The sequence below is a fragment of the Prevotella sp. P5-126 genome (assembly GCF_002251185.1).
Classification (GTDB): domain Bacteria; phylum Bacteroidota; class Bacteroidia; order Bacteroidales; family Bacteroidaceae; genus Prevotella.
The window spans coordinates 56,397-75,662 of the sequence record NZ_NPIZ01000031.1; the positions used below are offsets into that span (position 1 = coordinate 56,397).

Genomic DNA, 19,266 nt, shown 5'->3' on the forward strand with positions numbered 1-19,266 from the left:
GATGGTTTGTTTCTTATCTTGCAAAATTACAAAAAAAGCAAGAGAATCAAGATAGAATGGTATAAAAGATAAAAAAAGACTGATATCTTTATGATACCAGTCTTCTTTCAATATGTATTTCTTATCTATTAGTTCTTGAAGAAATCTTTTACTTCCTCGTTGGGAACCATCTGCTCATCGAAGATGTAAGCACCAGTCTTAGGGCTCTTCACCATCTTGATAACCTTTGAATAAGCGCGACCATCCTTTGAACCTTCATGGAGGGTAGCGACGGTTTTCTTTGCCATAGTCTAATTGCTTAATTATTTAATCTCCTTATGAACGGTCATACGTTTCAGGATGGGGTTATACTTCTTGAGTTCCATTCTCTCGGGAGTGTTCTTACGGTTCTTGGTCGTTACGTAACGGCTTGTTCCGGGCAGTCCACTCTCTTTCATTTCTGTGCACTCCAGAATTACCTGTACACGATCGCCTTTTTTCTTGCTTGCCATAGTTTAGTCTCCTATCACTTTAATATCCTTCCAGTCCACGAAACCTTTGGCAACAGCTTGCTTCAAGGCAGCATCCAGACCTACTTTATTAATCATACGCAGACCAGCAGCACTGATCTTCAACTGAATCCAGCAAGCCTCCTCTACATAGTAGAATTTCTTGCTGAACAGGTTAACGTCAAAGCTACGCTTTGTGCGGTGCTTTGAGTGAGACACATTATTACCAATCTGTGCCTTCTTTCCTGTAATCTGACAAATCTTCGACATTTCTATCTACTTTTAACTTGTTCCTAAATTGTAACTTACTCCAAACAGGTTGCAAAATTACAAAATTTTCTAAACAACAAAGAACCCTACTTTATATTTCGGTGTAATATTAACGTTTTTTAACGCTACTATACCCTTGTCTGTTCATCTTTCAGAAAATCGAGAAACATTTGCATGGCTTTGTTGGTTGCAATGGCCAGATTGATATCTCTTCCGTGGTCTTCCTGCACCATGAAAGTCACCTGTCTGTCGATATCTCCACAAGCGAGCCAGATCGTGCCGACGGGAATCTCTTTAGTTCCTCCGGTAGGTCCAGCGAATCCTGTTGCAGCAATGGCATAATTGGTATTGAGTGTCTGACATGCTCCCTTTACCATTTGTTTGGCAACTTCTTCACAGACAGCAGTTTGTTCTTCGAGCACTTGTGCGTCAACATGCAGCAGTCTTTCTTTGATTTCATCGACATACGACACCACTCCACCTTTGAAGTATTTCGATGCTCCCGGTGTAGCGATCATGGCTTCTGCTATTCTTCCTCCGGTACAGCTTTCTGCAGTTCCTACGGTTTTTTCCAATTCCCAGAGTATCTGACTGATTTCACGACTGATAATCTTACTTTCAAAATCCATATTCTTTCTTTTTATTTAAAGGTAACTTTACTGAAGGCAGGCGCATCGATGGGACACGTCTCTCCGTCCAGATATTTATAGTATCCTACAATACCAATCATTGCAGCATTGTCTGTTGTATAGCTGAATTTAGGTATATAGATAGTCCATCCGTATCGTTTGGCATGATCGTGGAATGCGTTTCGCAATCCATTGTTTGCGCTGACTCCTCCTGCCACAGCCACATGTTTGATTCCTGTCTGCTTGACCGCCATCTTCAGTTTCTTCATCAGGATATCGACGATAGTAAATTCGAGTGAAGCAGCAATATCTTCTTGATGGTGTTCGATGAAATCGGGATCCTCTTCCACCCATTTTCTCATATTATAGAGGAATGAAGTCTTGAGTCCAGAGAAGCTGTAGTTAAGACCTGGGATTTGCGGTTCGGCAAACTTGTACGCTTTAGGATTTCCCTGTCGTGCCAGTCGGTCTATGATAGGTCCTCCGGGGTATCCGAGTCCCATGACCTTTGAACATTTATCGATGGCTTCTCCTGCGGCATCGTCGATGGTTTGTCCGAGCACCTCCATGTCGTTATAGGCGTTAACCTTGACAATTTGCGAATTACCTCCGCTGACGAGCAGGCAGAGGAAGGGCAATGGCGGTTGCTGATTATCATCATCACTTTCTTTGATGAAGTGAGCCATCACGTGACCTTGCAGATGGTTGACGTCGATAAGGGGGATTCCGAGCGATCTTGCAAATCCTTTAGCAAAGCTCACTCCGACGAGCAGCGATCCCATGAGTCCCGGTCCTCTTGTAAATGCCACGGCAGTAAGCTGTTCCTTGGAGATTCCTGCCTTTTTTATGGCTTGATCCACTACAGGCACCACGTTTTGCTGATGTGCTCTTGACGCGAGTTCCGGCACTACGCCGCCGTATGCTTCGTGTACGGCTTGTGATGCTGTTACATTTGAGAGCAGCACACCGTTTTTGAGTACAGCTGCAGATGTATCGTCGCAGCTTGACTCAATTCCCAATATGTAGATATCTTTATTTTCCATTGTTTAGTGTGACAGTATTTCTACTCCATGTTCTGTCATCAGCAGAGTGTGTTCCCACTGTGCAGACGGTTTCTCATCTTCTGTAATAACTTCCCATCCGTATGGGTCGTCAGCATCGATAAAGACTTCCCATGTTCCCATATTGATCATAGGTTCGATGGTGAACACCATTCCCGGTACGAGAAGCATTCCGGGATGTTTCTGCGCGAAATGGCACACTTCCGGTTCTTCGTGGAATTTGAGTCCCACTCCGTGTCCGCAGAGGTCTCTCACCACTCCATAGTGGTATTTTTTGGCATGTTTCTCAATGGCTTTTCCTATTTCTCCAACGAATCCCCATGGTTTAGCGGCCTCCATGCCTATTTCGAGACACTCTTTGGTCACCTCCACGAGTTGTTTCTTTTCAGGAGTTGTTTCGCCAATGATAAACATTCTCGAAGCGTCGGCATAGTATCCGTCGAGGATGGTGGTAAAATCTACGTTGATGATGTCTCCCTCTTCAAGGATATCTGTTGCCTTCGGAATACCGTGACACACCACTTCGTTGATGCTTGTACAAACGCTCATGGGAAATCCTTCATAGTTGAGACAGGCAGGAATGGCTCCGTGTGCTTCGCAGTATTCTCTACAGAGTTTATCTATTTCGAGCGTTGACATTCCTTCGTGTATTTCCTTTTCTATCAGGTCTAGCACTCCTGTGTTGACCACACCCGACCGTCTGATTCCCTCTATTTGTTCTGGAGTCTTCACAAGCTGGCGAGTGGGTACCAATACGCCTTGATTCTCCAAGTGCATAATTTTCTTGTCAAATTCTGTCGGCTGTACGCCTGGCTTACAATGCCACCTTCTTTTTACCATAATAAAAAAAACGTTTTTACGTGGCAAAATTACTAATAAGTGTCAGAATAACCAAACAATTCGTTGAAAAAAACGGTATTATCTGTTACTTCCGATTCTGTTTGATGATGCTGTAGGCGGCATAGAGTCCGAGTTCTCCTGCCTTGCTGAGGTCTGCCACAGCCTGTGCCTGCTGTTTGAGCGCGAGCCTTGCTATTCCTCTGTTGTAGTATGCTTCAGCCAGATGTGAATCCATCTCTATGGCTTTCGAATAGTCTTCTATGGCATGGAGATAATCTTTCCGCTGCACATAGACATTACCTCGGTTGTAATAGAGGATTGCACTGGGATTGTTCTCAATAGCCTCACTCAGGTCGGAGAGCACATTGGCAGTCTTCATACTGATGTCTGTACCCTGCGAAGCATTAAACGCGTTGAGTCTTGCCTGGCAGACTGCTCTTTGCCAATAGGCGAGTGTCTGTGTGGAGTCGAGTTGTACAACAGCCGTAAGGTCGTCTATTGCTGCTTCATTATTCTGGGTATCTGAATAGGCTACGGCTCTTATCAGCAGGAGTGCTGCTTTTTGTTTTGCGTCGTGACATTTGTCGATCGTGTCAGCCACCGAGTCTATCAGTGCGAAGTAGCGGTTTGTGGCAGCCTCGTCGAGTGTGCGCAACTGTCGTGTCACATAAAGCTGTCGTGTGCCGCCTTCGTTTCTGTTGAAGTCATCCACCCGTTGGTCGAAGGCAGTTGTTGCGTTCATCCGTTCTACGTCTTTCTGCATGGCGAGCACAAACATAGGAAGATAGTCGAGCGAAGCCTTTCTGTTTTGCACCCTTCCCCGGTAATCGCTTTGATATTCGTGTTCCACCTCCTGTACATCTTCCACAGCCAGTTGGTTGTATTTCTCGATGTCGAGGTCGCTACGTTTTCTCATCTGTTTTTTCGAGAGTCTCGGCTGAATACCCAAGCGTTTGTTCATCTGTGCTTTGAAGATTCTGAATTCGTCGAGCTCTGCCTGTTTGCTCATACCGAGTTTTCTGTAACAGTCGGCACGGTGTTGCAGTCCAAACCAGAAGTTTGGAAATTCCGCAATGATTTTCGTATAGTCCCTTATGGCACCTCTGATATTTCCGGTATTCTCCAGCAGGAGTGCGCGGTTGAAGAGTGCCATGAGGTTATTGGGCTCCAGGTTGAGCACGAAGTCAAAGTCGAGGATGGCTTGGTTGTCATCTCCCACCTGTGCCCTCAAGAGTCCTCTGTTGTAGTGTGCGAGGAAGTTGTTGGGATCGAGGTCGAGCGCAGTATCATAGTCTGCCATGGTTCCCCTGAGGTTATTGAGGTTGAATCTGGCAATGGCTCGGTTCACATAGCAATCCACTCGTTTGGGCATGAGGTGGATAGCTTTGCTGAGATACTCGTCGCTCTCTTTCCATTGATGCCGTGCCATGCTGATGATGGCTTTCTGACTCCACAGCGAACCGTCGTATGGGTCGATAGCAATACTTTTATCGAGTGCGACAACAGCTTTTGTGGTGTCTTTCTGGAGCATATAGACCTCTGCCTGCATGGCATAGACTTTCGCGTTCTTGCTCCATCGGGTGAGCATGGTGTCTATCTGTGCCAGTGCCACATCATACTCTTTCTGCTGAATATGACAAAGCACTCTGTTGTGCCACAGATTTCGGTTCTCCGGGTCGTATTTCAGTGCTTTATCGTAGTCTTTCACGGCTCCGGCAAAGTTGTCTTGTCTGATGCGGCAGAGTCCTCTGAGTTCATAGACGCTGACCACAAACGGGTTTCTGTCAAGTGCCTCGGCACAGTCGTTTTCAGCTCCTTGGTAGTCGTCGAGATAGAATTTCGCCAGACCTCTGTAGAACCATGGTTCGTAGAGATACGGTTTTGCCGAGATCACCTGATTGAAATACTGTATGGAGAGCACATAGTCTTCATAGTAGAGTGCCGACTGTCCTACCATGAGCAGTCTGTCGGTATTAAACTGTGCCTTGCCGGTCATTGACGACAGGATCATAAGTGCAACAAGCAGAAGTTTCTTCAAACCTCTGCCCGTTGTCGTTGTCTTAATTACCCTTGTCATCATGTTTACAATCCGTTTTGCTTTACCTTATTACGGGAGCCTGTTTCGCCTGTATGTCTTTTGTGGTCGGTGATTATTTTCTCACCGCCATTTTAGTTTTGTATCCGCAGCGCACACGTCCTTGGAGTAATGCTCTCATCTTACTCTTGATGAGTTGTTTGCGGAGTGGAGAGATGCGATCCACGAAAACCTTGCCTTCGAGGTGGTCAAATTCGTGCTGCATCACGCGTGCAAGGTATCCTTCCACCCATTCGTCGTGTGGTTGCATTTTCTCGTCGAGCCATTGCACGTGAATGCGTGTCGGTCTGGTCACGCGCTCGTGGATGCCGGGCAACGATAGACATCCTTCTTCCGAGGTGTCGGTCTTGCTTTCATCGTATTCCACGATATGTGCGTTGATAAACACGTTTCTGAATCCTTTGTATTCAGGGAGGTCATCGCTGATCACATCGAGGTCGATGACCACCAGTCGTATGTCTTTTCCAATCTGTGGTGCAGCCAGTCCGATGCCCTCGCTCTCTGCGAGTGTGTCCCACATGTCGGCAATGAGTTTATCGAGCTCCGGGTAGTCGGCAGTAATATCCTGTGCCACCTTTCTCAACACCGGCTGTCCATATATATAAATAGGTAGTATCATTTCTTGTTGCTTTATTCGTCGTCACGATTTCCGTGCGCGCATATAGTCCTGCAGTATGATCGTGGCACTGATTTCATCCACCAGCGCCTTGTTTTGCCGTGCCTTTTTCTTCAGTCCTCCGTCAAGCATGGCCTGATGGGCAAGTACGGAGGTAAAGCGCTCGTCGAAGAATTCGATGGGCACATCGGGCCGTGCCTTTTTCCATCGGTTCACAAACTGCTGTACGCGCTGCAGGTTTTCGCTGGGCTGTCCGTTGGGTTGTCTGGGTTCTCCTATGACAATGCGCTCCACGGGTTCGCGTGCAATATAGTCGTTGAGGTATTGGAAGAGTTCTGCCGTGGCTACTGTTGCCAATCCTCCAGCAATAATTTGCAGAGGATCGGTAACAGCGAGTCCGGTTCTTTTCTTTCCGTAGTCTATCGAGAGTATTCTCACGCTAAGAATTTCCCTTTTTTATCCGTGGTTCTTTTTATTTGTTGTAGAGCAACCAAGCGCCTTGATACTTACCCTGGAGTTCGTTGCGGCTTGCGGCAGCCTCACCCTTGGTATCAAACGTGGTAGCCACTACGCGGAAGGTGCCACCCTGGGTATTGCGCACGATCTGTGCATCATAGCCGGCATTGCGGAGCTGCTGCTGCAGTCCTTCGGCGTTGGCCTGAAGTGAGAACGAACCTACTACTACGCTGAAAGCCTTGAGTCCATTTCCGCTGATGAGGGTTACATTCTCCTGACGCACGTTCACGTTGTCAGTATTGTCAACCACCTGTGTGTCGTTGGCAGGTTTGGTCTCTACGGGTGCCACTACAACGGGTTCTTCCTGTGCGGGCTGCTGCTGTTGCTGCTGTTCTTCTTGTTGCTTGGCTTTCATGTAAGCCTGCTTGTAGGCGCTGTCGCCTGATTTACAACTTGTGAAAGCCATTGCGGCACACAGTCCTGCACATAGGATAATTTGTTTCTTCATTGTTTTATTTGTTTTAATTTTATAATGCTTTTTGAATATCATCTGCGAAATTACAAAATATCGTCCAAACTTGAAGAGAAAAGGTGCATAAAGTTTGTTAAATGGTATCAAATCGCATTATTTTATGAAAAAATATGGCTAAACAACACGATGTTTTCAAAAAGATTGCCTATATTTGCAGCAACAAACATTATCAACCCTTTAAAACGAAACGACTATGAAGAATTTAGGATTTCTCGGTGCATTCCTCGGTGGTGCTCTCGCCGGAGCCGTAGTAGGACTGCTGTTAGCCCCTGAAAAGGGAGCCGACACTCGTGATAAGATTACCGATGCGGTAGATGACTTCATGAAGAAGCATAATATCAAGCTCAGCCGCAAGGAGATGTCTGACCTTGCCGCCGATATTGTTGACGCAGCACCTGAAGTAAACGAGTAATGCTGTCGAGCGACAAGAATGTAGAGACCATCGGACAACTGGTGCAAGCCGTTATCCGCTATTTGAACCTCCAGAAGGAGAGCATCAAATTTGACGTGGTCGGCAAACTGGTACAGTTGCTGACGGTAGCCGCTTTGGCTGCCGTTGGCTTTCTGCTGGTCATTGCCATCCTCCTCTATTTCTCTTTCGCCGTGGCATTCTGGCTGTCGGCATCGTTAGGCATGACCATGGCATTCATGCTGGTCAGTTTGGCTCATCTGCTCTTGCTCGTGGTCGTTTTCATCTTCCGAAAGGCATGGATAGAGCGCCCACTGGTGAAGCTTCTTGCCAACATCCTGATGAGCAACGATCCACAATAGTAACCATGTGAGAGGACTTATTCTTATGCAGACCAAACAACAACAGGTGGGTATTCCACAGACCTTGGAGGACATTCGCGCACGACGCGAACAACTCGCTGAAGAACTTGCTCAGGCGCGCAGCGAGATTAGCGGTCATTGGCACCAACTTGTCACTCCCCAAAAGACCAATACGCGCGGCGAACTTGTTGCTGCGCTGATTTCCAATGCCGTTACGGCATTCGACGCTTTCCTCCTTGTGCGCAAACTGTTGCGCGGCTACCACACCCTTTTCGGTCAGCGCAAGCGCCGTTAAACGATTTCCATTGCCCATGAAAGATGCCATCCTTCTGTTACGGCCATTGCAGTGGGTGAAGAATTTCTTTGTCTTCGCCCCTTTGTTTTTCAGCAACAACCTGTTAAACAGCCATTATTTCCTACAGACACTGTGGGTGTTTGTTGCATTCTGCTTCGTATCGAGCAGCATCTACTGTTTCAACGACATCCATGACGTGGAGAACGACCGCCTCCACCCTAAGAAGTGCCACCGCCCCATTGCCGCCGGCAAGGTGAGCGTGGCTATGGGCTACGTCATCATGATGCTGACACTGGCAGCCAGTCTGATCACAGCCTGTCTCTCCGACTGCAACCACCCGCCCGTGATCTGCGCCATGCTGGTGGGCTACTGGCTGATGAACGTGGCATACTGCATCCGCCTCAAACAGTACGCCATCCTCGATGTGGCAATCATTGCCGTGGGCTTTGTCATACGCGTACTAATAGGTGGTTTTGCCACCGACATCATCGTATCGGGATGGTTGGTCATGATGACCTTCCTCCTGGCACTCTTCCTTGCCTTTGCCAAGCGCAAAGACGATTACCGCATCTACGAGCAGACGGGCACCATGCCGCGCAAGAGTATTGCGGGCTACAATTCCCAGTTTATCGACCTCTCCGTCACCATCGTGGGCACCATCACCATGGTGTGCTATATTATCTACACCATGAGCGACAGCGTGGTGAGCCATTTCGGTTCGTCCTACGTCTATCTCACCAACGTATGGGTATTGGCAGGACTGTTGCGCTATCTGCAAAACATGCTGGTCTATCAGCGTAGCGGCAGTCCCACCAAAGTACTGGTGAAAGACCATTTCATCCAGACGTGCATCGTTGGCTGGGTGCTCTCATTCTTCTCCATCATCTACCTCTGATTCTCCGTCTCACCTCATGAATACTACGTTTTCCACCGACAACCGCCAAGGGTCTCCATTGGTCAGTTTTATCATCACTTACCACAACGAACCGGCCGACATGCTTCATGCGTGTATCGAGAGCATCCTGGCATTATCGCTGGGCGACAGCGAGCGCGAGATTATCATCATCGACGACGGATCGGACGTGAGTCCCGTCAGCTTTCTGACCGACTGCATCGACGAGGTCGTCTATGTGCGACAACGCAATATGGGACTGAGTCAGGCGCGCAACCGGGGCATCGACATGGCACACGGCTATTTCATCCAGTTTGTCGATGCCGACGATGCCATCATCGCCCCACCCTACGAACAGTGTCTTGACCTTGTGCGCTATCAGCAAGCCGACCTCGTGATGTTCTGCAGTTCCGACACCTCAGAGACGACCTTCATCCCTGTTTCCGTCTCTCCTGTCAGTGGCAGTCATTTCATGCGCGAGAGCAATATCAGGGCTGCTGCATGTGGATACCTCTTCGCACGCCGCATCCTCGGCAGCCTGCGCTTCGAGCCCAACATCTACCACGAAGACGAGGCATTCACCCCGCAACTGCTGTTGCGTGCAGAGCGCGTCTTCAACACGCCCTACAAGGCTTACTACTATCGGGCACGCCACGACTCCATCACCAGGAGCAGCGACCAAGACACCATCAGCAAGCGCCTCGACGATACGCTGACGGTACTCACCCAACTCTATCGGCTGACCGATAAGCTGTCGCCTGCCGACCGTCCTGCCATGGAACGGCGCATCGCACAGCTCACCATGGACTATCTCTACAACACCATCATGCTGACACGCTCGGCAAAAAAGCTCGATGCCACCATCGACGCCCTCCGGCAACAGGGACTTTTCCCGTTGCCCGACCGTCCTTATTCCAAGAAATACACGTGGTTCCGACGCCTCGTGGGTAATGCCATCGGACGACGAGCGCTCCTCGCATCCCTGCCGCTCCTACCCCGTCACTGACCCGTCTCATCCCCCCATATTCCATCTCCTATGCGCATTCTTCTCGTCAACGACTACAGTGGACTCCATGCCAACCTCAGTCAGGGGTTGCGCAGTCTGGGGCATGAGGTGACCGTTGTTTCCAACGGCAACGGATGGCGCAACTATCCTCGCGACATCTCGGTCATCAGAAGGTCACCCTCCCACATCGACGGAGTGCGCTACCTACTCAACCTCTGGACGCGCATCCTTCCACGACTCACAGGCTATGATGTGGTGCAGCTCATCAATCCCATCTGCTTCGACCTGCGTCCCGAACGCCTGTTTCCTATCTACCGCTTCCTGCGACGCCACAACGGCAAGATGATTCTCGGAGCCTTTGGCGAGGACTCGATATGGGCAAGAACCTGCATCGAAGAGAAACCGCTGCGCTATAGTGACCATAACTTCGGCAATATGGTGCGCACCGATGCTGCCTCTCAAGACCTCCTTGACGTCTGGGTGAATACCTCTCACGAAAAACTCACCCGACATATTGCCAACGACTGCGACGCCATCGTAGCATGTCTCTACGAGTATATGGCGTGCTACCAACTGCACTATCCTGCCAAGACCCATTTCATCCCCCTGCCCATCGTGCGCCAGACGCCACCCCCTATCCCGTCCCATCCCCGTCTGCGCCTGTTCATCGGCATCGACCGCAAGCGTAGTGCCTACAAGGGAACTGACATCATGTTGCGTGCTGCACAAGCCATCGTTGAGCGTTATCCCGACCGTGTAGAACTGCGCACAGCATACTCCGTGCCTTATGCCGAATACCAGTTGATGATGAACAATTCCGATGTCATCCTCGACCAGCTCTACAGCTATACGCCATCCATGAATTCCCTCCTTGCCATGTCCAAAGGTATTGTCGTTGTAGGAGGTGGCGAACCCGAAAACTACGAGATTATCCAGGAGAACGAGTTGCGTCCCATCATCAACGTTGAACCGACAGAGCAGAGTGTCTTCCATGCCCTTGAGCAGTTGGTGCTCCATCCTGAGTGTCTGCCACGTCTCAAGCGCGAAAGCATCACCTATGTAGATCGCCACCACGACCACCTGAAGGTTGCCCGTCAGTACGAAGCCCTCTACCAGTCCCTTTAAACAGATTCTCTTTTTATATTTAAGATTGCTGCGCCATAAAAATCCACGGAACAGTGTTTAGGTTATAGGTTAAAGGTTAAAGGTTAGAGGTTAAAGGTTAAAGGTTAAAGGTTATAGGTTATAGGTTATAGGTTATAGGTTAGTGTTTAGAGATTCTAGTTAAAGATTCTTCTCAAGATTTTGATACACAAGCAAAAACGGGCTGAAAGCCCAATGGTTTCCCTAGCCCAGGGCAACACCCTGAGGAAGAGCGCATTCTGGTCAGGATTTTCTTTAAAGATTATGTTTGTGGAGGCTGAATTACAGATTATTTCTTGCGAAGCAACATCTTAAAAAAGATTTCCTCCAAAGATTTCTTGCCGTAGGCAACTAAAAAAATTCGTTTCCCAAAACTGTTATCTGTTATCTGTTATTTGTAACGCAAAAATTCGTTTTCAGAAACTGTCAACTGTAAAACTGTAACGCTTGGTGTGAATTAGCGTTGTCCAAGAAAACAGGAACAGTCCTCGCGAAACCTATTTTTCCTTTCCGAAAACTGTAATACTGTAAGCTGTAAGAATTGTAAGTCATGATGTCAATGGCCTGTCCCTGTGACATCCAAGGGTGTATATACCAGTCAGCTATGGCATATACACCCTTTATAAAGTTCAGCTGAGTATAGCAGCTCTTATTCTGTTGTCGTTGATGTAGATTCTGTCGTCACGATTTCGACTTGTCCACTCAAACCAACGTTGCTTAACGCATTCCGAAGTATTTCCAAGGTCGCATCATTACAACGAATAGCCTTTATGGTCTTCAGATTGGGACAATTGTTTAAGAAGTTGGTATAAACAGTTACTCCGGAAAAATCACAGCCGCTGAAATCTACTTCTTCAAGACTTGTACACCAATGAAGCATTTGATACAAATCAGTTACATTGCTGTGTATTTTGCCACCGAAGTCAACCCGCTTAAGATTAGTATATTCTTGCAAAAAGCCTCTGAATCCTGTCACTGTTGAAATATCAAGATGGCTTATATCGACTGATGTAATTGAGTTTTTTTTGCTATAATCAAGATTCTCGGGTTGATATATATCATTTTGATTGGCTGTTCCCATCAGGATTAGCTGACCAGACTGGCTGTATTCTGCCAATAGAGGGGTACCAAGTGTCCCGGGAACACAATAAATGGCATTGTAAACGGGCAATTCAGCCTCTTGTCCATGAGTGACATCTGCTGTTAATTGTGATCCATCTTTAAGAGTGTAAACAACCTTGTTGTCGCTTACTGACATACTTTCCAATACCTTCCAGTCATCTGCTGTCTTAATGAACGAGACGATGGACGATTCTGATTCCGTCTGGGCATGAATGGCTGTAATGCCAGCCAACAGGCATACCATGAATGTTAATATCTTCTGTTTCATATTATTATCTAATTATTAATTAATGTGTAACACCGAAGTGCGGTTAGTCTCCCCAAATAGAGCCATCTGATGACGTAGGGACATCTTCATCTCCATTATTACCAATACGGAGAGTTTCACTGCCTGCAAGTAGCTGCATTTTACTTATCTCGTAGATGTGCATCTTCGGATGCACGTATTCTTTCTTCTTCATATCCGTTTTTATTTAATGATTACTTTTGTTGTCTTGTTTCCTCTCTTTACGATGTTCATGCCCTTTTGCAAACCTTGGAGACGATGCCCATTGAGGTCATATATCTCTGCCTCGCCTTCGTCAGCGGCATTAAGCACGTCAATGGCCGTTGTGTCGTCGTCGCCTATCGACAGACTCATCATCCTTACGTTCTGCACGCCGTTGCTTTGCAGATATGCACGGAATGGTCCCACCTTCACGTCTGTCACATCAGAGGTCAAATCGCTCACACGCCAGAACTTGTTGTTGCTGATGATGTAACTGTCAGCAGGCAATGCCCCAGACGCTGTGAAACGCCCCACAAGCGAAAAACCATTTGCCGAACTGCTTGCTGCGGGGGCTACGGTGATAGCTGCATTGGTGGCATTTAATGAAATGTTGGTACCTTCGGTATTACGACGCACCAAAACGGGAGTGCCGGCTGGGATGTTTCCAGTCACCTCAGTCAGGACTATCTCCGTTTCTTTCACTTCCTTCAACTCATAGAACTTGCATGTGGCATATTGGTCGGATTTTATCTTAAATGGCAGACATAGCGTACCCCATTGGTTGGTCATGGTGCGCCCGTAACTGACAGCATTGGCTGTGTATTCCGCTTCGCACTCATAGCCCTTGGCATCGTCGAGAGTAAGGCTTGCAATAGCGAGATCACCTGTTATGGCAGTTGTCTCCACCTTGTTGCCGTTGATGTTAACCCAACGTTGTGTTCGCCCTTCCGCACAGCCTTCAACCGAACATCCGTCTGCCCAACTCTTGTCTGCACACTGATGATCCGTATTGTTATGCGGCCATTGCGCAACTATTCCCTTTACCTGCCCCAGTGACAGCTCACAGGCTGTGGCATCGCCAAGTTTCACCTTCCACATCATTCCGTCCTTGGCATAGACAGGTGACAAGGACTGTGGGTATGTTAGTGTCACGTCGTCATTCAGCGTTATACCCAATGCTGGCTCAACTGGCACGACATCGTATGTATATTGCTTATGTTCGCAGCCAGACCTTGTGCATGTTCTGTATTTGTTGCCATTCACCTCGTCTGTAGTCCATTCTTGTCCCGTAAAGTCATGCCCCAAGACTGGCTTATAGTCGTTTTCTGTTGTATTTGTAAAAGTTCCATCATTGTTCCATCCCCAAGCCCCACAAACATCACATTGGACAGAGTGTCCTACCGTTGTACAGGTAGCTTCAGAGGATATTTGTGATGAGCTATGTTGGTGTTTGGTAATCTTAACCTCAACCTTTACGTGATTACCTGGAACAAAATTAAATGTCATATCATATTCTCCTTTATATAATTTTAGCTTTACAACATTATAATAATCACTGTAATCGGGCAATTTCAATTCAAATGATACAGTACTCTCACTCCAATACCCTCCTAAATCCTTTGTATTTTCATTATTACCTGCGTACCAAGTAAACGTAAGTTCAGTGTTTGTTTCAAATTTGTAATACTTTTTTTTGTTGCCTAAAAGATATACATAACCAAAATTTTCTACTGTACTACCATAGGTTAATACAAATTCGTTAAATTCTTGAGCTCCCACTTTCGTTGAGACAGAAAAGATGAGGCACAACAGCAATATAGTTTTCTTGATTATGTTCATAATATTACTTTTTATTGAGTTTGAATGTTACTTTATACTGCGTGAAATAGGTTGTTGTTTGTCCATTTTCATCGCCATGATGTTCTCTACCTGTCATGGGAAGATAATAAGCAGAGCCTGTCAAATGGTTGTGCGAGTCACCACCTTTAGGCATCTCTGCAAAGAACTTCCTCAGCTCTGCCAAGTTGTTCTTGATTGAGTCATAAAAATCTTTTTTCGTCATTGTCAATTATTTTGTTGTATTAGTATTTTTGAACAGCACAAACACACTGAGCCTTCCGCCGGTGCCACTGACTGACACCTGCGGAAGGCTCAGTGTGTGATGTTATATGTCGTTGACGATGCTATGCCATAATAAGTACCCCCCCTAAATCATTATGAGTCAGGTGGTTGACTGCGTCTTTCTCCTTCGCACCTCGGCAATTCAAACAAGTTTGATTGCTCTCGGTTTGGCGTCGGTTGTATAGGGTAATGTATATGGTTGGCAATGCAGTCATACGTTGCTATTATTAACAAGTTTAATCATGCTTTTCTTTGCAGAAGTGTATAAGATATAATACCTGCTCTGCAAAAATACTCAATTTCTTTCACATAATCATCAAAATCATCAGAAAGTTTTTCAATATTCTGACAATTTAACAAATATACACACCATTCTGCACTATTTCGGGTGCTATGGTTTGTAGATGACCCACATTGGTTTGCAGATGCCGCATTTTGCATCTCGAAACACCTAACATCTGTTAAAAACACCCATCAAATCATCACTTTTCTCCCCAAACTCTTGCACAACTCAAATAAAAGTCGTACCTTTACATCGTCAGTCCTCGCCAAGCCTCTTAACAATGCTCAAATCGTGCGAGGCGTTTTTTGTTTTTATAGGTATATGGCAACAAAAATTCCGTTCATAAAAACATACTCCACACCCCAAGAGTTACGGTCCAAGAAACAGAAACCTGTCCTCGTGTTTTAAGAATCCGAAACCTATTTTTCCTTTTCAAAAACTGTAAAACTGTAAAACTGTAAGAATTATAAGTCATGATGTCAATGACCTGTCCCTGTGACATTATCCCTGTGACATCTAAGTTCTGCATTACGGGCAGCAAGACTATCGGCTTGTTCTGACAATCGACGGCTCTGCGCTTTCTGTTCGTTGACCATGTTTCTATTGGATGAACGGAGCGTAGTCGTTGTTGTCGTTGGCTTCGTTCCCTCTTTTTTGCCAAAGATGCCCAAGAAACCTTTTCGTTTTGGCTTTTTGGACTGTTCCTGCACACTTTTCTGCACAATAACCGGAATTTGATTGGCTATCTTCTTGTTAATAGATTGTTGTTCATCCATTAACCGGACTATCTGGAACATCTGTCGTTCCTTATCCTCTAAAAGACTGCGCACACTATCGATGCGCTCTGCTGGATAGGTGGCCTTGAAACGGCAGAGCATACTGTCCATTGCCATACGCCGTGCATGGTAATGCTCGATATCTTTATCGTTCCATTCCAGTATTGTTTCACCCAATAGAGAAAATTTTATCATTTGAATATTGATATTGTTTATTTCTTTTCGGAGCTCGTCTATTTTTTTATTGCCAAGTTCTAATGCTTCTATCTCCTGCCATTCATAGAGGCTATTATATGCCATACATCCGATAAGAATGGAGATAAGTATATATCCCAACTGTATTGCCTTATAGAAATTTCCTGACCGCTCCATTATTTTGATGACATGGATTTTTGGAACATGAATAAAAGTTTATCTTTTTCGTTCATGCGGATATTATCAGAATAATCGCCTTTTGTTATTTGATACCCGCATGGCTTGACCATAAAAACGCCTAAGCCCTTAGTGTATGAACTTACTTCTGAGGCGTAGTCTTTACTTGTATTTAATGGAACTTTCCCTTTAATATGACACCACTCATTATTGCAACTGATGTCTTCAATCTCAGACATCATTTTTTGCAAATCTGTAATAGCTTTGGAACTTGCCGCTTGGGGTATCTGCAACTCAAAATAGAGCATCGGTTCGAGAATGTCCACACCTGACTGTTGCAAGGCCAGCCTGAAGACATAAGGGGTCAGCTGTCTGAAATCAGCAGGTGTACTTACCGGGCTATAATACTCGGCTTGAGTAAAAGTTACTTTCAGATCAGTCACTTCCCATCCATGTAAACCAGATTGGCAAGACATACGAATCCCTTCAAAAACGGCATTTTGAAAAGAATGGTTCAGATAACCATAGGAGATGTCACTTTCGATTTGCAACCCTGTCCCTAACGGCAAGGGTTCAAGCGTCAGCCCTATTGTGGCCCAGTAAGGGTTGGGTGGCACTTCGATCTGAATAATCTTATTGACCTTTTTTACAGGTCGTTCTTTGTAGATAGTCTTGATCTCATCAAAATGGACCTTTACGGAAAATCGTTCTTCCAGCAATGTCTGTATGATTTCCTTTTGTGTCAAACCATATAACGAGATTTCCAATTCATCACTATATGAGTTTATGGAAAAGGACAAAGACGGGTCTTCAATCCACAATGTATTCAGAGCGGATATCACCTTGCTTCTCTCTTCGGACCTGTCTGGCCGGACGGAGGATTTGAGAGCGGGATGCTGATGAGATAACCCTTGAATCAAACAAGGTTTAGTACCTAAATAATCTCCGATTCGAAAATCTTCCATATCTTCTACAATCGCGATATCATTGGCCCCCACTTCATCAACATTTATCTCTCTGCCCTGATAAATAGTCTTTAGATTTTTAATCTTGATGAATTTTTCCGAATCGTTGATTCTTACAATGTCTCGAAGTCTCAGACTTCCGTCAATTATTTTTAGAAAACTTCTTTTATGTCCTTTGGGGTCATGCTCTATCTTATAGAGATAAGCTGAAAGTCTGTTTGAGACTGATTCTGGAGGAAGTATAAAAGAAGAGATGGCGTCCAACAACTCATTGATACCGATATTGAACATTGCTGATCCATGTAGTACCGGATAGACTTTGGCTTTTGCCACAAGATCGATTATCGTATTCCAATAATCAGCCGGTGAAATTTCGCTATCCGCCAAATATCGTTCTAATATATTGTCGTCATGGTTGCATACAAATTCTTTGTATTCTTCCTTTATATATGTTTGGGAGCAAATCGGATAAACCAATCCATCGACAACAGTTTGCATAAACAGGACATCTTGAGACAGATTTGTTTTTATATCCAGATACAAACGCTCTAAATTCACACCGTCACGGTCAATTTTATTGATAAATATAATTGTCGGGATTTGCAGTTTTTGTAAAGTATTGAACAGCAACTTTGTTTGCGCTTGTATGCCTTCCTTTGCGGATAAGATGAGGACTGCTCCATCAAGCATTTTGAATGTCCGCTCCACTTCCGCAATAAAATCCATGTGTCCCGGAGTGTCAATGATATTGCATTTCACTCCATTCCAGATAATAGATGTCGTAGAAGCCCGAACAGTAATTCCTCTACGTTTCTCTATATCCATAGAGTCTGTTATGGTGTCACCATTATCCACACGGCCGCACTTTTCCGTTGCTCCACTGGCAAACAGCAGATTCTCGGTTACGGAAGTTTTTCCTGCATCAATGTGAGCAAGAATTCCTAAATTTATAATATTCATTTGGATTAAGCAATAATATACTACAATAGATGCATTGTCGAAACGCACCTTTTAATACCTCCTCGTAGCATGTGAGAACTACAGGATTACTAACTCGTATTAATATGTATATTATTACTGCCGCATAACGATTACAAAATTACACAAACCTTAATTCCGCAACACTTTGATTTAACTTTATTTATAAGTTCCTGAGCAACAAAAAGTTGCTCAGGATTTTGCCATGTCAGATTTTTCACTTATCTTAGTGTTGCAAATCAAAACAAGCGTAAATCGTAACAAGACATGGCAAAGGTACAAATAAAATCTGAAAAACTCACACCTTTTGGAGGAATTTTTTCAATCATGGAGCAATTTGACTCCATGCTTTCACCTATTATCGACCAGACACTTGGTCAGAGATGCCGCAGTATCATCGGATACCAGTACAGCGAAATTATTCGTTCTCTGATGAGCGTATACTTCTGTGGCGGTTCATGCGTGGAGGATGTAACATCGCATCTGATGCGTCATCTCTCGTATCATCCGACCTTGCGCACATGCAGCTCTGATACCATCCTCAGAGCCATCAAGGAACTGACACAGGAAAACATCTCATATACTTCCGATAAGGGCAAGACCTATGATTTCAATACGGCAGACAAGCTCAACGCCTTGCTTATAAAAGCCTTGGTTTCCACTGGTGAACTGAATGAGGTGGAAACCTACGATGTTGATTTCGACCATCAGTTCCTTGAAACAGAGAAGTATGATGCAAAACCGACATACAAGAAGTTCCTCGGCTACAGACCTGGCGTATATGTCATCGGTGACATGATTGTCTATGTCGAGAACAGCGATGGCAACACAAATGTGCGCTTTTATCAGGCTGAGACCCACAAGAGATTCTTTGCCCTACTGGAAGCCAACAGCATCCGTGTGAATCGCTTCAGAGCCGACTGTGGTTCGTGCTCGAAGGAAATTGTCAGTGAGATAGAGAAGCATTGCACGCACTTCTACATCCGCGCCAACAGGATGTCAATGACCTGTCCCTGTGACATCAACGTCATTTTCTTGAAAATGTGCACTATTGCCCGTTGTGGGAGCCAGATAGCATGAGTAACTTTGCACCGTCAAAATAAACGAGTGTAAACCTAATTGTTATAAAGTAAGCATTCCGTAAACCACGTATAGATGGTCACTAGTGTCCACTAAATAAATTTAAGACTTAATTCTCTTACAGTTTGTAACTTCTCGGCAGGTTCGCTTTTGCCGAGCAAATCTACGAGAGGGGTTCTGTCCAACAATGAGACAGATAAAATTCTT

At 45.6% G+C, this 19,266-nt stretch carries 21 protein-coding genes and 2 pseudogenes; 7 read left to right on the forward strand and 16 right to left on the reverse strand.

The window, feature by feature from the left end; genetic code table 11:
• Positions 1 to 128: 128 nt before the first annotated feature.
• The 10 genes from CIK90_RS02805 to CIK90_RS02850 form a co-directional block, all read right to left on the reverse strand.
• Positions 129 to 287, reverse strand: coding sequence for a DUF4295 domain-containing protein (locus tag CIK90_RS02805; RefSeq protein WP_094391803.1), 159 nt, complete (start codon positions 285 to 287; stop codon positions 129 to 131).
• Between the two features lie 15 nt (positions 288 to 302).
• Positions 303 to 491 carry a 50S ribosomal protein L33 gene (gene rpmG, locus CIK90_RS02810; protein WP_094391804.1) on the reverse strand — a complete coding sequence of 63 codons (189 nt, stop codon included), beginning with the start codon at positions 489 to 491 and terminating at the stop codon, positions 303 to 305.
• Positions 492 to 494: 3 nt separating this feature from the next.
• Positions 495 to 758, reverse strand: a complete 264-nt coding sequence (gene rpmB, locus CIK90_RS02815; RefSeq protein WP_072289873.1) for a 50S ribosomal protein L28 — start codon at positions 756 to 758, stop codon at positions 495 to 497.
• Positions 759 to 886: 128 nt separating this feature from the next.
• The gene (locus tag CIK90_RS02820) at positions 887 to 1,387 is read right to left on the reverse strand and encodes a CinA family protein (RefSeq protein ID WP_094391805.1); all 501 of its coding nucleotides are present in this window, start codon (positions 1,385 to 1,387) and stop codon (positions 887 to 889) included.
• Positions 1,388 to 1,398: 11 nt separating this feature from the next.
• On the reverse strand, positions 1,399 to 2,430 hold the full coding sequence (tsaD, locus tag CIK90_RS02825) for a tRNA (adenosine(37)-N6)-threonylcarbamoyltransferase complex transferase subunit TsaD (RefSeq protein WP_094433954.1): 1,032 nt from the start codon (positions 2,428 to 2,430) through the stop codon (positions 1,399 to 1,401).
• A 3-nt stretch (positions 2,431 to 2,433) separates the two neighbouring features.
• Positions 2,434 to 3,288 carry a type I methionyl aminopeptidase gene (map, locus tag CIK90_RS02830; protein ID WP_094391807.1) on the reverse strand — a complete coding sequence of 285 codons (855 nt, stop codon included), beginning with the start codon at positions 3,286 to 3,288 and terminating at the stop codon, positions 2,434 to 2,436.
• Between the two features lie 85 nt (positions 3,289 to 3,373).
• The gene (locus CIK90_RS02835) at positions 3,374 to 5,368 is read right to left on the reverse strand and encodes a tetratricopeptide repeat protein (protein WP_254046259.1); all 1,995 of its coding nucleotides are present in this window, start codon (positions 5,366 to 5,368) and stop codon (positions 3,374 to 3,376) included.
• Positions 5,369 to 5,438: 70 nt separating this feature from the next.
• A complete protein-coding gene (gene def / locus CIK90_RS02840; protein ID WP_094391808.1) occupies positions 5,439 to 6,002 on the reverse strand; it encodes a peptide deformylase in 564 nt (187 codons plus the stop codon).
• Positions 6,003 to 6,023: 21 nt separating this feature from the next.
• On the reverse strand, positions 6,024 to 6,437 hold the full coding sequence (ruvX, locus tag CIK90_RS02845) for a Holliday junction resolvase RuvX (RefSeq protein WP_094391809.1): 414 nt from the start codon (positions 6,435 to 6,437) through the stop codon (positions 6,024 to 6,026).
• 34 nt (positions 6,438 to 6,471) lie between these two features.
• Positions 6,472 to 6,963 (reverse strand): SPOR domain-containing protein, encoded by a 492-nt coding sequence (locus CIK90_RS02850; RefSeq protein WP_094464313.1) that lies wholly within the window; start codon positions 6,961 to 6,963, stop codon positions 6,472 to 6,474.
• Between the two features lie 217 nt (positions 6,964 to 7,180).
• Between CIK90_RS02850 and CIK90_RS02855 the strand changes: the two genes are divergently transcribed.
• The 6 genes from CIK90_RS02855 to CIK90_RS02880 are packed head-to-tail and all read left to right on the forward strand — an operon-like array spanning position 7,181 to position 11,076.
• On the forward strand, positions 7,181 to 7,399 hold the full coding sequence (locus tag CIK90_RS02855) for a YtxH domain-containing protein (protein ID WP_094391810.1): 219 nt from the start codon (positions 7,181 to 7,183) through the stop codon (positions 7,397 to 7,399).
• On the forward strand, positions 7,399 to 7,758 hold the full coding sequence (locus tag CIK90_RS02860; protein WP_094464306.1) for a hypothetical protein: 360 nt from the start codon (positions 7,399 to 7,401) through the stop codon (positions 7,756 to 7,758). The genes CIK90_RS02855 and CIK90_RS02860 overlap by 1 nt, the downstream gene beginning before the upstream one ends.
• Before the next feature lie 25 nt (positions 7,759 to 7,783).
• A complete protein-coding gene (locus CIK90_RS02865) occupies positions 7,784 to 8,053 on the forward strand; it encodes a hypothetical protein (protein WP_094391812.1) in 270 nt (89 codons plus the stop codon).
• 16 nt (positions 8,054 to 8,069) lie between these two features.
• Positions 8,070 to 8,948, forward strand: a complete 879-nt coding sequence (locus tag CIK90_RS02870) for a decaprenyl-phosphate phosphoribosyltransferase (protein WP_173849299.1) — start codon at positions 8,070 to 8,072, stop codon at positions 8,946 to 8,948.
• Positions 8,949 to 8,964: 16 nt separating this feature from the next.
• Complete coding sequence (locus CIK90_RS02875) at positions 8,965 to 9,951, forward strand: glycosyltransferase (RefSeq protein WP_173849301.1); 987 nt, start codon at positions 8,965 to 8,967, stop codon at positions 9,949 to 9,951.
• A 30-nt stretch (positions 9,952 to 9,981) separates the two neighbouring features.
• On the forward strand, positions 9,982 to 11,076 hold the full coding sequence (locus CIK90_RS02880) for a glycosyltransferase (RefSeq protein ID WP_094464308.1): 1,095 nt from the start codon (positions 9,982 to 9,984) through the stop codon (positions 11,074 to 11,076).
• A 667-nt stretch (positions 11,077 to 11,743) separates the two neighbouring features.
• Here the strand turns inward: CIK90_RS02880 and CIK90_RS02885 are convergent.
• The 6 genes and pseudogenes from CIK90_RS02885 to tet(Q) all read right to left on the reverse strand — a co-directional run bounded on the left by CIK90_RS02885 (position 11,744) and on the right by tet(Q) (position 17,961).
• Positions 11,744 to 12,484 carry a hypothetical protein gene (locus CIK90_RS02885; RefSeq protein ID WP_094464309.1) on the reverse strand — a complete coding sequence of 247 codons (741 nt, stop codon included), beginning with the start codon at positions 12,482 to 12,484 and terminating at the stop codon, positions 11,744 to 11,746.
• A 43-nt stretch (positions 12,485 to 12,527) separates the two neighbouring features.
• Entirely contained in the window at positions 12,528 to 12,677 is a 150-nt protein-coding gene (locus tag CIK90_RS14105) for a hypothetical protein (RefSeq protein WP_158214834.1), read from the reverse strand.
• 8 nt (positions 12,678 to 12,685) lie between these two features.
• Positions 12,686 to 13,990, reverse strand: a complete 1,305-nt coding sequence (locus CIK90_RS02890; protein WP_144007206.1) for a hypothetical protein — start codon at positions 13,988 to 13,990, stop codon at positions 12,686 to 12,688.
• 337 nt (positions 13,991 to 14,327) lie between these two features.
• Positions 14,328 to 14,546, reverse strand: a complete 219-nt coding sequence (locus CIK90_RS02895; protein WP_094391818.1) for a hypothetical protein — start codon at positions 14,544 to 14,546, stop codon at positions 14,328 to 14,330.
• Between the two features lie 860 nt (positions 14,547 to 15,406).
• Positions 15,407 to 16,036, reverse strand: a pseudogene (locus CIK90_RS02900) (histidine kinase); the annotation flags it as partial.
• The gene (gene tet(Q), locus CIK90_RS02905) at positions 16,036 to 17,961 is read right to left on the reverse strand and encodes a tetracycline resistance ribosomal protection protein Tet(Q) (protein ID WP_002560998.1); all 1,926 of its coding nucleotides are present in this window, start codon (positions 17,959 to 17,961) and stop codon (positions 16,036 to 16,038) included. The gene tet(Q) and the pseudogene CIK90_RS02900, both read right to left, overlap by 1 nt.
• A gap of 285 nt (positions 17,962 to 18,246) precedes the next feature.
• Between tet(Q) and CIK90_RS02910 the strand changes: the two are divergent.
• A pseudogene (locus CIK90_RS02910) lies at positions 18,247 to 18,981 on the forward strand (IS1380-like element IS614 family transposase); the annotation flags it as partial.
• Positions 18,982 to 19,266: the final 285 nt, after the last annotated feature.